At 47.6% G+C, this 16,331-nt stretch carries 12 protein-coding genes; 7 read left to right on the forward strand and 5 right to left on the reverse strand.

The window, feature by feature from the left end; genetic code table 11:
* Positions 1–94: 94 nt before the first annotated feature.
* Both M3090_RS01220 and M3090_RS01225 read right to left on the reverse strand, forming a co-directional pair.
* On the reverse strand, positions 95–694 hold the full coding sequence (locus tag M3090_RS01220) for an OmpH family outer membrane protein (protein ID WP_249053589.1): 600 nt from the start codon (positions 692–694) through the stop codon (positions 95–97).
* A gap of 25 nt (positions 695–719) precedes the next feature.
* A complete protein-coding gene (locus M3090_RS01225) occupies positions 720–953 on the reverse strand; it encodes a hypothetical protein (RefSeq protein WP_249053590.1) in 234 nt (77 codons plus the stop codon).
* 148 nt (positions 954–1,101) lie between these two features.
* On the opposite strand from M3090_RS01225, the gene M3090_RS01230 reads away from it, so the two are divergent.
* Both M3090_RS01230 and M3090_RS01235 read left to right on the forward strand, forming a co-directional pair.
* Complete coding sequence (locus tag M3090_RS01230; protein WP_249053591.1) at positions 1,102–2,562, forward strand: aminoacyl-histidine dipeptidase; 1,461 nt, start codon at positions 1,102–1,104, stop codon at positions 2,560–2,562.
* Between the two features lie 15 nt (positions 2,563–2,577).
* Positions 2,578–3,627, forward strand: a complete 1,050-nt coding sequence (locus tag M3090_RS01235) for an endonuclease/exonuclease/phosphatase family protein (protein WP_249053592.1) — start codon at positions 2,578–2,580, stop codon at positions 3,625–3,627.
* A gap of 29 nt (positions 3,628–3,656) precedes the next feature.
* Here M3090_RS01235 and M3090_RS01240 read toward each other — a convergent pair whose 3' ends face one another.
* The 3 genes from M3090_RS01240 to M3090_RS01250 all read right to left on the reverse strand — a co-directional run bounded on the left by M3090_RS01240 (position 3,657) and on the right by M3090_RS01250 (position 8,108).
* Positions 3,657–4,319: a phosphatase PAP2 family protein gene (locus tag M3090_RS01240; RefSeq protein WP_317239092.1), complete on the reverse strand. Its 663-nt coding sequence runs from the start codon at positions 4,317–4,319 to the stop codon at positions 3,657–3,659.
* 7 nt (positions 4,320–4,326) lie between these two features.
* Positions 4,327–6,192, reverse strand: coding sequence for an LTA synthase family protein (locus M3090_RS01245; RefSeq protein ID WP_249053594.1), 1,866 nt, complete (start codon positions 6,190–6,192; stop codon positions 4,327–4,329).
* Positions 6,193–6,650: 458 nt separating this feature from the next.
* Entirely contained in the window at positions 6,651–8,108 is a 1,458-nt protein-coding gene (locus tag M3090_RS01250) for an ATP-binding cassette domain-containing protein (RefSeq protein ID WP_249053595.1), read from the reverse strand.
* A gap of 146 nt (positions 8,109–8,254) precedes the next feature.
* On the opposite strand from M3090_RS01250, the gene M3090_RS01255 reads away from it, so the two are divergent.
* From M3090_RS01255 to M3090_RS01275, 5 genes are all read left to right on the forward strand, one after another.
* On the forward strand, positions 8,255–8,725 hold the full coding sequence (locus tag M3090_RS01255) for a DUF4494 domain-containing protein (RefSeq protein ID WP_249053596.1): 471 nt from the start codon (positions 8,255–8,257) through the stop codon (positions 8,723–8,725).
* Complete coding sequence (locus tag M3090_RS01260) at positions 8,722–9,399, forward strand: YggS family pyridoxal phosphate-dependent enzyme (RefSeq protein WP_249053597.1); 678 nt, start codon at positions 8,722–8,724, stop codon at positions 9,397–9,399. The genes M3090_RS01255 and M3090_RS01260 overlap by 4 nt, the downstream gene beginning before the upstream one ends.
* A 115-nt stretch (positions 9,400–9,514) precedes the next feature.
* On the forward strand, positions 9,515–10,120 hold the full coding sequence (locus tag M3090_RS01265) for a thiamine phosphate synthase (RefSeq protein WP_249053598.1): 606 nt from the start codon (positions 9,515–9,517) through the stop codon (positions 10,118–10,120).
* Positions 10,121–10,130: 10 nt separating this feature from the next.
* Positions 10,131–13,298, forward strand: a complete 3,168-nt coding sequence (locus M3090_RS01270) for a UvrD-helicase domain-containing protein (RefSeq protein ID WP_249053599.1) — start codon at positions 10,131–10,133, stop codon at positions 13,296–13,298.
* 126 nt (positions 13,299–13,424) lie between these two features.
* On the forward strand, positions 13,425–16,322 hold the full coding sequence (locus tag M3090_RS01275; protein ID WP_249053816.1) for a PD-(D/E)XK nuclease family protein: 2,898 nt from the start codon (positions 13,425–13,427) through the stop codon (positions 16,320–16,322).
* Positions 16,323–16,331 lie beyond the last annotated feature (9 nt).

Here is a 16,331-nt window from a genome sequence, read left to right on the forward strand (position 1 = left end):
TAATATCAAAAAAGAGGGTATTCCCGATGAGAAATACCCTCTTTTTTGATGCGCTGTCGTCTAACAGACTATTTTCTGCAAAAATATCACTCCATTACTTGCTCTTGGAAACATAACGGGCATTCAATCCTTCAAGGATTTCTTGCGTAATGTTATAAGCATCGTTAGCATACAGCAGGTTGTCAAAACCTGTGTTGCTGATAATGAAATCATAGTCTTTGTCCTTATTATATTCTTTCAAGAAATTATTGATGGAATCGCGCAACTGAAGACTGTTTTTTTCGTTTTCGCTCATCAATTCAGATTGCAACTTATTGCTCAGTTCTTGCAAGTCTTGCTCCAATTTAGCAATGCGGTTATATTCCTGTTGTGCTCTCTCTTGCGACAAATAAGCATTGTTTTGATACTTTGTTTGGAACTCCTGTTTTTGCTTGGCCAAATCATTGGCTTTCTGGTTCAAAGTCAAGCGCACATTTTCGCTTTTCTTTACCATATCTTCATTCAAATCAATGCAAAAATTGTATTTACTTAAAAGCGTGTCAACTTCTACATAGGCAATCTTCAGACCAGAAACGCCATTGGCTGGCGCAGCATTGGAAGCAGTTTGCTGATTTGCATTATTGGCACATTGAGAAAATGAAACGACTAAGGCCAATGCGACCAAACCGTTTACAAGATAATTCAATCTCTTCATGATAAAATATTGTTTTTTAAATTAATTATTTCACCTCTTCTGCCCCGGAGTTTTCCCACTCTTCTATTGAGAAGCGCGGCTTCTGACGAGCTTCCCGGTCTTGAGACTGGACACAACCGATACCTTTATCACGCAAAGCCTTATTGCCGCTTACATGAGTATTAGGAAATTTTCCACCTTTTACGAAAAAGACTTTAACACCTAATAATAGCACACAAATAGCAACTATTAACAATGATATCAGTATTGTATCGAGCATTTCTTTTAAATTTGCGGGTGCAAAGATAGAGGTTTGCTTGAACTACACCACTATTTTTATTCTAAAAAAGAGAAAGGGAAACAAAATAGCGAACCAATTTAACTATATTTAGTAATAAGAGGTTTATAATCCACTAAACACAGAAAGTATGGAAAAGAAAGATTTGAAACCAGCGGAAGTATTCATGTATTTTGAAAAAATATGTCAAGTTCCTCGTCCTTCAAAGAAAGAAGGAAAAATAATCGCTTACCTGCAAAATTTCGGAAAAGAACATGGCTTAGAGACACGTACTGATAAGGCCGGAAATGTTTTAATCAGGAAACCTGCCACACGAGGTATGGAACAATGCAAAACTGTGGCTCTACAAGCACACATGGACATGGTATGCGAAAAAAACAATGACGTGCAGCATGATTTTCTGACAGATCCGATTGAAACGGAAATTGACGGTGAATGGATGACCGCCAAAGGCACTACACTAGGAGCTGACAATGGCATCGGCATAGCTACAGCATTGGCAATACTGGCAGATAGCAGTATAGAACATGGACCTCTGGAGTGTCTCTTTACAGTGGACGAAGAGACTGGACTGACCGGAGCTTTCGCTTTAGAAGATGGATTTATGAATGCAGATATTCTACTGAATCTGGATTCGGAGGATGAAGGTGAATTGTTCATCGGCTGCGCAGGAGGAGTAGATTCCGTAGGAGAATTTACGTATCAGGACATAGATGTTCCCCAAGGATACTTTTATGCCAAAATACAAATAAAAGGTCTGAAAGGCGGACATTCTGGAGGTGACATACATTTAGGAAGAGCCTGTGCTAACAAATTATTAGCACGCTTCTTAATCCAGGCATCCAATCGGCATGACATGTACTTGTGTGAAATTGACGGAGGGAATCTGCGCAATGCCATTGCCCGTGAAGCCCACGCCGTCATAGCCATACCGGAAACCGACAAACATGCCATTCGCACAGAACTAAATGTATTCGCTGCTGAAGTAGAAGCAGAATATGCAGTAACAGACCCGGATATGCAGTTTATACTTGAATCGGAAGCTCCCTCAAAGAAAGCCATCGATAAAGATACAACCAAACGACTGTTACAGGCCCTCTACGTTATGCCTCACGGCGTTCAAGCAATGAGCCAAGATATTGCCGGCCTGGTTGAGACATCCACTAATCTGGCCTCAATAAAAATGAAACCAGAGCATATCATACGCATAGAAACCAGCCAACGAAGTTCCATCACATCAGCCAAACAAAACATAGCAAACGTAGTGCGCACTGTTTTTGACATGGCAGGAGCGGCCATATCGCACAGCGATGGCTATCCTGGGTGGAAACCTAACACTCATTCTGAGATACTGGAAATAGCCACAGCATCATACAGGCGTCTGTTTGGTGTGGAAGCCAAAGTAAAAGCTATACATGCAGGATTGGAATGTGGCTTATTCCTTGACAAATACCCTACATTGGACATGATTTCGTTTGGCCCGACACTGCAAGGCGTACATTCACCCGACGAACGCATGTATATTCCCAGCGTAGAACGTTTCTGGCTACATTTATTGGACATACTGAAACATATTCCGCATAAAGAATAAACTTTCTACATTCCCATGAAACACTGCCTGTTCTTCCTATTGCTTACGACCTGCTTCCTTACAGGGCAGGCGCAAGCTGTACGAGATACGGCAGTGTTTTATGTCATGAGCTATAACGTAGAAAATCTTTTCAACTGCCGACACGATTCCTTAAAGGACGATTATGAGTTTCTGCCTGACGCCACACGCCATTGGACACCTTACCGATATTGGAAGAAGCTGGACAATATTGCCCGAGTCATCAGAGCCGTAGGAGGATGGGAACTTCCAGCACTTGTTGCTTTATGTGAAGTGGAAAATGACAGCGTATTGTTCGACCTGACATGCCGTTCTATATTGCGCAAGAGTACGTATCGCTACCTCATCACAAATTCGGAGGACGAACGAGGCATAGACGTAGCCTTGTTATATCAAAGAGAATTATTCAAGCCTTTGCAGACAAGACATATACGCATAAAGAAACCACGCAAAGACAGTCGCCCGACACGAGATATATTGCATGTGACAGGTAAGATACTGAGCATGGACACGCTGGATGTGTTAGTCGCTCACCTGCCTTCAAGAACCGGAGGAGCCAAACAGTCCGATGCTTACAGACAAATGGCTGCCGAACAAATACGGGCCATCACTGACAGTCTGGCGCAAGTGAGAGAACGAGCGCAAATCATTGTCATGGGTGACTTCAACGACTATCCTAACAGCCGACTGATTCAAGAGACATTAGGTGCCGAGAAGCCTCCTATGACATCCACACAGGCGGATTCGAAGAAATTATACCACCTATTGGCCGAGCAAGCTGAAACACAACGCCACCAAGGAAGCTATAAGTATAAAGGGGTGTGGCAATGGTTAGACCATATATTGGTCAACGGGAACTTATTAAAAGAGGACACGCCGTTTCATCTGTCCGAAGCACAGGCCGGAGTATTCGCTCCGCCCTTCTTATTGACAGAAGACCTGCAATTTGGAGGTGTAAAGCCTCTCCGCACTTATCACGGGATGAAGTATCAAGACGGATACAGCGACCATCTGCCTGTATATGCCCGCTTTATCGTAATCTATTAAGAGATGGGGAACTTACCCTATCCCAAACATCAAAAGGCTGCATACACCAACATTCCCGCCACTGTCAGTCCGCCTGTCACCATGGGCACCCAAAGGTCTTTAAAATGTTGTGGCCTGCGATAACCAACCAGCCATCGGAACAGTCCGTACATCAATGCTGCACCACACAAACCCAGCAAAGCACCTGCAAGCAAATCGCCCGGATAGTGTACGCCCAGGTAAGAACGGGAGTAACACGTCAACAATGCCCAGGCACACATGAAGAGGGTGAATCCACGCCGACGGATGAGGAACATCAAATAGAAGGTCAGTCCGAACGTATTGGCCGCATGGCAAGAGGGGAAGCCATAACTGCCGCCCCGGTAGCCATTGACGATGTGGACATATTCTGATAGAGGGTTCTCCAGATTGGCAGGGCGAAGGCGTTCGACCCAAGGGCGGATGACGGAAGCCCCTATCTGGTCGGCAAACGTTATGGTCAATGCCACGCCTACCAAGCAGGCCAATGCCACTCTCCAAGAAAGGTTGCGGAAGAGGACATATACCAGGGCGGCATACATCGGTATCCATATCCATTTGCCGCTATATGCGTACATGAAGGTGTCAAAGTAAGGGTTGTGCAGCCCGTTGATGGCAAGCAGCAGTTGGCTGTCCAGGTCGTTGAGGAGTTGCAGGAAGTCGGTCATAAGCAGAAAACAATTATCGGTTGGCTATGTCGTCATAAAGCTTTTGCAGGTAGGCCTGTGCCTCCACCAGTGTCCGCTCGGGCCAGGAGCCTTGCATGGTGGCGGGGGTTTCGGCGTTGATGTCGTAGACCACGTAGGAAGAGTCTGTCACCATGCCCAGCATCCCCGGGAAGGTGAAGTAGGCAAAATGCGGGGATGAGGGGTTCAGCAGGTCTTTGCTGAAGGTGAACTGAGCGTGCGACAAGCCCAGTTGGCCCAACAGGGTGGCGGCCAGGTCGTGCTGGGAACCGTAGGTGTCGATGCGGCGGGGACGGGACACGGCTCCACCGGTAAAGATGAGGGGAATACGGTAACGCTGTTCGTCAAAGTTGCTCAGCGTCTCGGGGTATGCGCCTTGGTGGTCGGGAACCAGGACGACAAGCGTGCGCTGCCACTGGGGCAAGCGGCGGAACTGGCGGATGAAGTCGCCCACGCAACTGTCGGTATAGGCGAAGGCATTGCGGCGGTTGTTCTGTAGGCGGCGGTAGGGCACCTCGAAGGGCTCGTGGCTGCTGGAGGTCTGCAAGACGCGGTAGGCGGGACGGGTCGATGCGGTGTCGGCACGGAGGTCGTCCAAAAGGCGGCGGAAGACGAGATGGTCGTGCACACCCCATTTGCTCAGGCGCTGGGAGACCGGGAAGTCACGGTCGCAGACTATGTCTTCGAAGCCGGATGACATCAGGTAGGAGCGCATGTTGGTAAAGTCGGCATCGCCCCCGTAGTAGTAGCAGGTGCGGTAATCGGCCTCGTCCTTCAGCACGCCGGCTATGGCGGGAAGGGACTGTGTCTTGCGGGGATATTTCATGATGCTGGTAGAGGGTTGTGCGGGATAGCCGCTGAGGATGGACACCAGGCCGCGGTCGGTTCGGAAGCTGTTGGCATACAGATGGGTGAAGAGTACGCCATCGGTGGCCAGAGAGTCGAGGCAGGGGGCTACGTCGGGTTCGCCGCCGAGGGTGGCCATCAGGTGTGAGGAGAAGCTTTCGAGTATGATGAAGAGCACGTCGGGACGGGTGGTGTTGAGCAAGGCGCCGCTGCCCGTGGGAGGAAGGGCCTTGGCCGAGGGTTGCCGGACCTGGGGGTCGACGAGGGTGGCAAAGAGGCTGTCGGCGTCGGCGGCCTGGAGGAAGCGGTATTGGGTTGCAAAGTCGGTCTGCTTGGAGATGCTTTCCAGCAGGCTGAAGGCGGGGTTGATGGCGGCATGGTTCAGGCGCTGGTTGGTGCTGAAGTAGACTTTGCCGGTGTTCATGGTGGAGACGGTGAACCCTCCGCGTATGGGGATGAAGAGGATGCCGGTGAGCAGCAGCATGGCTACGGATACGACCCAGCGCCGCGAAGGCACGTGCAGGCGGTGCAAGGGGCGCACGACGGTGACGTGGAACAAGGCATAGACGAGCACCGTCCACGCACCCATCGACAGGAATCCCAGCAGGGCCATCCAGCCACTGGCGCTGGCCATGGCGTCGCGGGGCGAGGAGAAGAAGTAGAAGAAGGGGGTGGTGTCGAGGCGGAAGCCCCAGTATTCATACAGCACCAGGTCGATGACAAAGATGACGCCTATCAGCAGGGAGATGAGGATGAAATAGGCTTGGAACACCACGCGCAGCCATCGTCCGCAGCTCCAGGCCGAAGCTATCAGCAGCAGGCCGGGAAGGGCGCTGAGATAGCCCGCCACGCTGAGGTCGAGCGGAAGGCCGTGCAGGATGACATCGAAGCACGCTGTCCAGGGTTCGCCGGCATACAGGTCGGCATAGAACAGCATAAACAGGGGTTTCTGCACTGCGAAGAGGCAGACAAAAAGCACGTAGATTTTGACGAACGTCAGCAGTCTTTCTTTCATCTTGTTTTGATATCTGAGGGTTATCGGCTGCAAAAATAAGTCTTTTCTCCGAATATCCTGACACGTAGGGCCGCATAGTTGAAGATTATGGCCCAAGAAGCCCTTCCCCATCCCACCCCGCCGGGGAGGGGGATGGCATCTTATCCAATCTCCCATGAAACAAGGGGCGGAGGGGAAGGGTATATGGATGAAGCAGGAATCGTATGGGACCTGACCGCGAAGGCTATAATAGGCTCAGGAGAATCATTGCCGATGATTCCTAGAATCATTGCCGATGATTCCTAGAATCATTGCCGATGATTCCCAGAATCAATGCCGATGATTCCCATACAGGGATATAACGAAAGGGCACTCCCTATATGACGCTTCCGGGAAAAGTATATGGAAGAACCCCGAAAGGTATAAGAGAGTGCCCCGAAAGGCAGGGGGAAGTGCCCGAAAGGAGTCCGTCGTCAGCCTCAACGGCGACGGAGCAGATGCAGGCGGTGGTCGATGCAGGGGGGCAATTCGTCTTCGTAATGCGTCACCATCACCAGCGTCTTACCCCGCCTGTGGCAGAAAGCCTCGATGACAGCCCTCACGCGCCGGCGGTTGCGCGTATCCAGCCCATGCAGCGGCTCGTCCAGGATGAGCAGCTCAGGGTCTTTGACAAAGGCACGGGCCAGCAGGCACAGTCGCTGCTCGCCGCTGGACAGGTGGAGGAACGAGCGCGCGGCCAATCCGCCCACCCCAAAGACCTCCATCCACCAGGCACACGTCTCCACCTCGCCCGGCGCCGGACGGCGGTACAGGCCGATGCTGTCGTGCAGGCCGCTGGCCACGATGTCCTGCGCCGGAAGATTCTTCTGATAAGCCCGGTGCATCTCGGGGCTGACATAGCCGATGTGCCGCTTGATGTCCCAAATACTCTCGCCCGAACCCCGCTTGCGCCCGAACAGACGGATGTCGCAAGCATAAGACTGCGGGTTGTCGGCGCAGACCAAGCTGAGCAAGGTCGACTTGCCCGCCCCGTTCTCGCCGGACAACGCCCAGCGTTCGCCCCGTCGCACGGTCCAATCCAAATCCTGCAAAATCGTGCGGTCGCCATAACGGATGCTCACACGGTTCAGGCGCACCACCTCGTCCGAATCATACGCTTCGTGCGCATAAGGCAGGCCCAGGATACGTTCCGACAGGCCGTCGGCCGCCTCCTCCACCACTCCTGCCCCCTCATTCAGCCAAGCTTCGCGCGACACCTTCACCCCCACCCGGCGCTCTGCCACAGGCACCACATGGGTGATGAACGACGGGATGTCCCTTTCCACCGACAGCACCAGGACAATCTGCAACGTCCCCAGCCCCGACAGCCTCGTCAGCACATCGCCCAACAACGCCCGCGCCCGGGCATCCAGCCCGATGAAAGGATTGTCCATGATAAGGATGCGCGGAGCACCCAACAAAGCCTTGGCCAACTGAAACTTCCTCAATTCGCCGCTGGACAGCAGGATGACAGGCTTATCCATCAGCACATCCAGGCGAAACAGCTCGAACAGCCGCCTCACCTCTTCCGAATCCTCATACGCCCCCAGCAATTCCCTCACCAGAGGCACCTCGTCCTGGTCGTGCGCGTTCCACCGCTGCTGGTAATAATAGTTCGCGTCCGCACTCCCATACGTATCACGGAAAGCCAGGTAGCGCACGTTCTCGTAGACGGCTTGCCTCACGGACGGGCGGAAATCATACGCCACGCTCCCCGACAACAACGGATACTTGCCCGTCATCAAGTCCACCAGCAAACTCTTCCCCGCCCCATTAGGCCCCACAATGGCCACATGCTCACCCGGCTTCAGCTCCAGACTGACAGGCGCAGCCAAGCGTACCTCAGGGTTACGGGCCACAGCCTCTGTCAAGCAGATAGTATAAGATTGTTCAGTCATACTCCTCACTTTTTAAACCGCGCAAAGATACGCACTTCCCACACAAAAGAAACAAAAACCCCGAAATACTTCGCCGATTGCCGGGGATTCCCTATCTTTGTCGGCCTCATTTGAGGTAAACAACCCATTAAAATCAGATTAAAGTTATGCCAATGCACACCTGGTTCGAATGTAAGATTCGATACGAAAAGACAATGGAGAACGGTATGAACAAGAAAGTAACCGAGCCCTACCTAGTAGACGCCCTCAGCTTCACCGAGGCCGAAGCACGGATTACGGAAGAAATCACCCCCTTCATCTCGGGCGAGTTCATCGTCTCCGACATCAAACGTGCCAATTACAGCGAGCTCTTCCCCAGCGAAGAAGAAGCCGCCGACCGCTGGTTCAAATGCAAACTGGTCTTCATCACCCTCGACGAAAAAAGCGGTGCCGAGAAGAAAACCTCAACCCAAGTGCTGGTACAAGCAGCCGACTTGCGCGACGCCGTCAAGAAACTGGACGAAGGCATGAAGGGCACCATGGCCGACTACCAGATAGCTTCTGTGGCCGAAACAGCCATCATGGACGTATATCCCTTCCACGCCGAACCCGACGATAAACCGGAGGCACAACCATGAGCATCAGCACCAACCTAAAACAAGTATGGGAGGAACTCCCCCAAGGAGTACGGCTGGTAGCCGTCTCCAAGTTCCACCCCAACGAAGCCATACTGGAAGCCTATCGTGCCGGGCAACGCATCTTCGGCGAAAGCAAAGTACAGGAAATGAATGTCAAGCACGACAGCCTTCCGGCCGACATAGAATGGCATTTCATCGGACACCTGCAATCCAACAAAGTGAAATACATAGCCCCCTATGTCTCGTTGATACACGGCATCGACTCTTTCCACCTGCTGGCCGAAGTCAATAAACAAGCCGCAAAAGCAGGACGCATCATTGACTGCCTGCTGCAAATCCATATAGCACAAGAAGAAACCAAATTCGGCTTCTCCCCCGATGAGTGCCGCCAGATGCTGGCCGAAAAGCAATGGCAAGCCCTAACCCATATCCGCCTTTGCGGATTAATGGGAATGGCAACCAACACCGACAACATGAACCAGGTTCAACTAGAATTTACCTCTCTTCACGACTTGTTTAACGAAATAAAAACAACCTGGTTTACCAATGCACCCTGGTTTTGCGAGCTATCCATGGGCATGAGCCACGATTACCACGAAGCTATCCAGGCCGGAAGCACGTTGGTACGAGTCGGAAGCCACATCTTTGGAGAAAGAGACTATTCTGCCCATTAGAGCATCCACTGCATTTCTTTTACTCCTCGTAACATATTTTTAGAGAAAACCTTCCATACAATAGTAAGTATTTCTTAATTTTGTCCCGAATAGAATCCAGATTGTAGCAGAACACATGAAACTCATCGTAGTCACCACGCCGACGTTTTTCGTAGAAGAGGACCAGATTATCACCGCCCTCTTCGAAGAAGGACTGGACATACTCCACTTGCGCAAACCGGAAACACCTGCCATGTATTCCGAGCGTCTGCTGACCCTCATACCGCAAAAATACCATAAGCACATCGTCACCCACGAACATTTCTACCTACAAGAAGAGTTCGGGCTGATGGGCATTCACCTCAATCGCCGCAATCTTGTCGAACCTCACGACTATTCCGGACACATCAGTTGCACATGCCGTACTCTGGACGAAATAGAAAATAAAAAACACTTCTACGATTACCTGTTCCTCAGCCCAGTCTTTGATTCCGTATCTCGCCAACGTCCGGCAGCCTTCACCGTAGAAGAGCTGCGTCAAGCCGAACATTCAGGCCTCATCGACAACAAGGTCATGGCCTTAGGAGGAGTCAGATTAGAAAACCTCCCATTGGTGCGCGACCTGGGATTTGGAGGAGGAGTTATCATGGGCGATTTATGGAACAAATTCAACGCCTGCACTGACCGAGATTACCGAGGCATCATCGAATATTTCAAACGATTGAGAAAAGCTGTAGACTGATACTTTCCCCATGGAACTTCTTGTTTATAAAGCCTCAGCAGGTTCGGGAAAGACTTTCACCTTAGCAGTGGAATATATCAAGCAACTCATACTCAATCCTCGAGCCTATCGACATATCCTTGCCGTTACCTTCACCAATAAAGCAACGGCAGAAATGAAAGAACGCATTTTGCAACAACTATACGGATTGCACGCCGGAGACCCTACATCCAATGCTTATCTGAGACGCATTGCCGATGACCTGTCTGAAGAAGGGTATTCTATAAGTGATGACGATATCCGCCAGAAAGCAGGCATTGCACTACAATATATGTTGCACGATTACAGTCGCTTCCGCGTAGAAACCATTGATTCATTCTTTCAATCGGTCATGAGAAACCTCGCACGCGAACTAGAACTAAGCCCCAACCTTAATATTGAATTAGACAGTGACAAGGTACTAAGCGATGCAGTCGACAGCCTGATTGAAAATCTCACACCAACATCGCCTGTATTGGCTCTGTTATTAGACTATATCAACGAACGTATTGCCGATGACAAACGCTGGAATGTATCGGATGAAGTAAAACTTTTTGCTCGCAATATCTTTACAGAAAGCTACATTGAACGAGGAGAACTACTTCGAGAAAAGATGCGGAACCCACAAGCAATCCGTTTATACCGCAATGTACTCCGTGAAATAGAAGCAAAAGCAAGAAAAAAAATGCAGGACATTGCCGACCAGTTCAAAGAAGTTTTGCAATCAAACGGATTATCGCCAGAGGATTTAAAAGGGGGACAAAGAGGTATAGGTAGTTATTTTGCCAAACTAAAAGCTGGGAAACTGGCAGACAAAGATGTATTGAATACTACTGTAGCCAACAGTATGGATAGTCCAGAAAACTGGGCTGCCAAATCCTCCCCACATAAGGTAAGTATCATTACTCTGGCCGATAGCACTCTACGACCATTATTAATGCAAGCAGAAGAACAAAGACCTCAATGCCTATACGACATAAACAGTACACGCCTCTCACTGCAACACCTCGATAAACTACAACTATTAAATCATATAGACCAGGAAGTACGTCGACTGAACAACGATCAAAACCGTTTTCTTTTATCTGACACCAACGCTCTGCTACACGGACTAATGCGTGAAGGAGACTCTGCTTTTGTATTCGAAAAAATAGGTGCAAACATTCATCATGTAATGATTGATGAATTTCAAGATACCAGTCGAATGCAGTGGGATAACTTTCGGTTACTATTATCAGAAAGCCTGGCACAAGGAGAAGACAGCCTGATTGTCGGTGATGTTAAGCAATCCATATATCGTTGGAGAAATGGAGATTGGACCATTCTGAACAATCTGAAAAGAGGAGATAAGCCTCTGGCACAATATGTACACGTAAAGACATTAACAGTTAACCGTCGTAGTGAAGCACGTATTATTGAATTTAACAATCATTTCTTCACCGCAGCTACCGACTACTTTAACACATTACACATGGCGGAACTCAAAGAGCCATGTCAATCATTGATAGAAGCTTACTCTGACGTAATACAGCAATCACCTAAAACAGAAACTAAAGGCTATGTGCAAATACAATTATTGCAACCAGATGAGAATACCGACTATACCACTCAAACATTGAAGGCTTTAACTGAAACAGTACAACAATTACAACATGAAGGAATCAAACTACAAGACATAGCAATATTAGTTCGAAAGAATAAGAATATACCACTCATTGCAACTTATTTCGATAAAGAACTGGGAATACCAATCGTATCAGATGAAGCTTTCCGACTAGATGCATCACCTGCTGTTTGCATGTTGGTAGATGCACTACGTTACTTGACATGCCCAGATAATACCATAGCCCGTGCTACACTCCTCTTAGACTACGGACAATGGATAGACGACACTCTACCTGACGACTTCACTTTACGACAAGAAGAATTGCGTTTGATGCCACTCTATGAGTTACTAGAGGAATTATGCGTCATCTTTCACATCGAACAAATAGAAGGACAGGAAGCCTATCTATTCGCTTTTTTCGATGCAGTAACTGTTTATTTAGCTGATTCACCAGCCGACGGTTTCCTTAACTATTGGGACGAAACATTGTGCAGTAAAACCATTCCCGGTGGCGAAGTTGAAGGGATTCGCATTCTATCCATTCACAAATCAAAAGGATTGGAGTATCACACTGTTCTTATTCCGTTCTGTGACTGGAAATTGGAAAACGAAACAAACAATCAACTGGTATGGTGTACTCCTGATTCTTCTCCTTATAACCATTTAGACTTAGTACCAGTAACTTATGGACCGACAATGGCTTCATCTGCCTACCGCAGTGATTATTTAAACGAACGATTACAATTGTGGGTCGACAACCTAAATCTTCTCTACGTTGCATTTACCCGTGCAAGCAAGAATTTAGTTTGTTGGAGCCGAAAGGGATATAAAAACACCGTAGCAGATTTATTAGCTGAGGCATTACCTTGTTTATCCCAGAAAGGAATAGGGACTTGGAATGATGAAGAGAACATTTACAGCTATGGACAACTTTGCTCTTCAGATTCACCACAAACCAATCCAATAAATGAAAAAAGGAATAACCGATTAACCGATAGTCCTAAACGATTGCCCATTTACTTAGCAACCCTACGGCCAGATATTGAGTTTCGCCAGTCTAACCGTTCCGCAGACTTTATTGCTGGTCGAGAAGGAGATGAATCACCTCAACGCTATATCGACCGCGGGCAACTGCTTCATACATTATTCTCAACTATCGACTCAATAGAAGATATTGACCAAGCCGTAGATCACTTAGTTTTTGAAGGTATCATTGCTGATGCACAAGAAGAAGAAAAGATTCGAAGTCTTACCCGACATGCTTTCACCCTACCGCAAGTACAAGACTGGTATTCTGGGCGATGGACCTTGTACCGCGAATGCAACATTATTTGGATGGAAAACGGCGAACTACACATGAAACGTCCAGACCGAGTAATGATGGATAAAAATGGATGTACAATAGTAGTAGACTTCAAATTCGGAAAACCGCGCCGTTCTTATGCCAAACAAGTTCAAGAATATATTGACTTACTTGTACAGATGGGACAAGACCCCAAGCTCATCGAAGGTTACTTATGGTATGTAGATGAAGATCGGATAGAACGGGTATAAAAGCCGAAACTGAATTTTGCGACAATCACAATGATTGATACACCCGCAAACTATTTACCCAATAAAATAATAAAAATAACGACAACAGCCCCCAAGCTTCCGATAATAAAAACTGAAAGAAAAAAAATGGAAACATTCCTTCAATTGGTCGCACAAGACCTGAAAAATAAAATCAAAGGAGATTTGTCGCATACAGCTATTATTTTCCCTAATAAACGTGCTAGTCTTTTTTTCAACGAATACTTAGCCTCGCAAGTAAATCACCCCCTTTGGTCACCTGCCTATTTTACTATCAGTGATTTATTTCGTCAACTATCTATTCTTCATCTCGGCGATCCAATCCGATTGGTGTGCGAGCTATATCACATTTTTTGCCATGAAACCGGAAGTAGAGAAACGTTAGACGATTTCTATTTCTGGGGAGAACTGCTTATCAGTGATTTTGACGATCTAGACAAGAATTTGGTTGATGCAGACCGCCTCTTTAATAACCTACAAAACTTGCATGACATTACCGATGACAATTCTTTTCTAACACCAGAACAAAATGAAGCACTCAAACAGTTTTTTATCAATTTTAATCCCGAACAGCACACAGAGCTAAAACGCCGATTCACTTTTCTCTGGGACAAATTAGGCGCTATCTATAACAAATACCAACAGCGACTAACGCATTTAGGCATTGCTTATGAAGGAATGATGTATCGCCGTGTCATCGAAGAACTGAATACAGCCATATTACCACACGAGCATTATGTTTTCGTTGGTTTCAATGTACTCAATCAAGTTGAAAGCCGCTTTTTCCAGTGCTTGCAAGAAGCAGGAAAGGCTTTATTTTATTGGGATTACGACATTGCATATACCCGTCTACCTCTCGAAGCCAATCCTCCCTATACACATGAAGCAGGAGAGTTTATCCTCCGTAATCTCCGCAAGTTTCCTAACGAATTATCAGAGAAACACTTCGATTGTCTGCGTTCTTCCAAACAAATCAACCTCATCTCTGCTTCTACTGAAAATGCACAAGCTCGATTTCTTCCTCAATGGATATCGCACATCCAAGCAGAAAACAAAAATCTGGAACGAGAAAACGCAGTAGTCCTTTGCAACGAGTCATTGCTGTTGCCTGTGCTACATTCTATCCCGCAGGAAGTGCATAATGTCAATGTCACTATGGGATTCCCATTGGCACAGACTCCCATCTACGGTTTTATCAACGCCCTATTGGAGTTACAAACCAGCGGATTCAACTCGAAAACTGGACGCTATGAATATGAAAACGTACTTACAATCTTACGACATCCCTATACACGTCAGCTTTCATCGCAAGCTCCATCATTGGAACAACGCTTAGTACAAGACAACCGATTTTATCCTTTGCCTTCTGAGCTAATGGTTGATGATTTCCTGCAAGCCATTTTCACGCCACAGCACGGAACTGTAGATTTGTGCCGTTATATAGCTGACATGATACAACGTACTACTATTATCTATAAGAAAAAAGACGAAAAGCAAGAGAATGAAATATTCGGGCAACTCTATCGAGAATCACTTTTCAAAAGCTATACATTGGTCAACCGTTTGTTTAGCCTGGCTGCATCAGGCGACCTTGAGGGATTACGGACAGATACATTGCGCCGCTTACTCAATCGCCTGCTGAGCATGACTTCCATTCCATTTCACGGTGAACCAGCTATCGGAATGCAGATAATGGGCGTACTTGAGACACGAAATTTAGACTTCCGAAATTTGCTTATTCTTTCTCTCAACGAAGGCCAACTGCCTAAGGCCAAAAACGATGCTTCATTTATTCCATATCATCTAAGACAAGCGTTCGGCATGACCACCGTCGAACACAAGAATGCAGTCTATGCTTATTATTTCTACCGGTTGATCCAACGTGCCGAACACATAACACTACTATACAACACCGCATCAGATGGATTGAACCGAGGCGAGATGTCACGCTTTGCCCTTCAGCTCCTAGTGGAATACCGCCACCCGATTCACCGTTATTACCTGGAAGCTGGACAATCGCCCCGTCGCATCCGCCCAATTAGTATAGAAAAAACGCCCCAAACTCTGGATGTATTATTACGCAGGTTCGACATACATCATTCTCCACATAGTATTCTTTCTCCTTCGGCTCTCAATGCTTATCTAGATTGCCCGCTAATGTTCTACTATCGCTACGTTGCCGGACTCCACTCACCCGAAGAAGTCAGCGCAGAAATAGATTCCGCACTTTTTGGCACAATTTTCCACCGTTCAGCAGAACTAACCTACCGTGCATTAACGGCTACCGGTGCCAATATAAACAGTAAAGATATAGGAACTCTGTTAAAAGATGAAATTCGTCTGCAAAGCTATGTGGATCAGGCATTCAAAGAAAAATTCTTTCACTTGGACAAATCGAATGAGAAGCCCGAGTATAATGGTACTCAACTTATACACTCCAAAGTCATAGCGTCTTATCTGCGTCAGTTGTTGCGCAATGACCTTAAATATGCACCTTTCCGCATAGAGGGAATGGAAAGGAAAGTCGCAGAGGTAATGGAAATAAGCACATCTCAAGGAAAAGTAACAGTAAACATCGGTGGCACTATCGACCGGCTGGACAACAAGGGAGACACGCTTCGTATCGTAGACTATAAGACCGGAGGTACGCCCAAATCTCCTGAAAGCATTGAGCAACTTTTTACGCCTGCTGCCGGAAGGCCGAGCTACATATTCCAGACATTTCTTTATGCAGCCATCATGTGCCGCAAGCAACCGTTAAAAGTCATGCCTGCCTTGCTCTATATCCACAAAGCTGCTTCAGAAGATTATACCCCTGCCATCACCATGGGACCTGCACGTCAAGAAAAGATTTGCATCGACAATTTTGCCTTGTTAGAAGAAGAATTTCGTGAAAGGCTGCAAAAACTGTTGTATGAAATCTACGACCCAGCCATCCCTTTCACACAAACAGAAGACGAAAAACGCTGCTCTTATTGCGACTTCCGCAATTTATGCAGGCGATAAGCAGATGTT

It is taken from the genome of Bacteroides sp. ET71 (assembly GCF_023336905.1).
Taxonomy (GTDB): Bacteria; Bacteroidota; Bacteroidia; order Bacteroidales; family Bacteroidaceae; genus Bacteroides.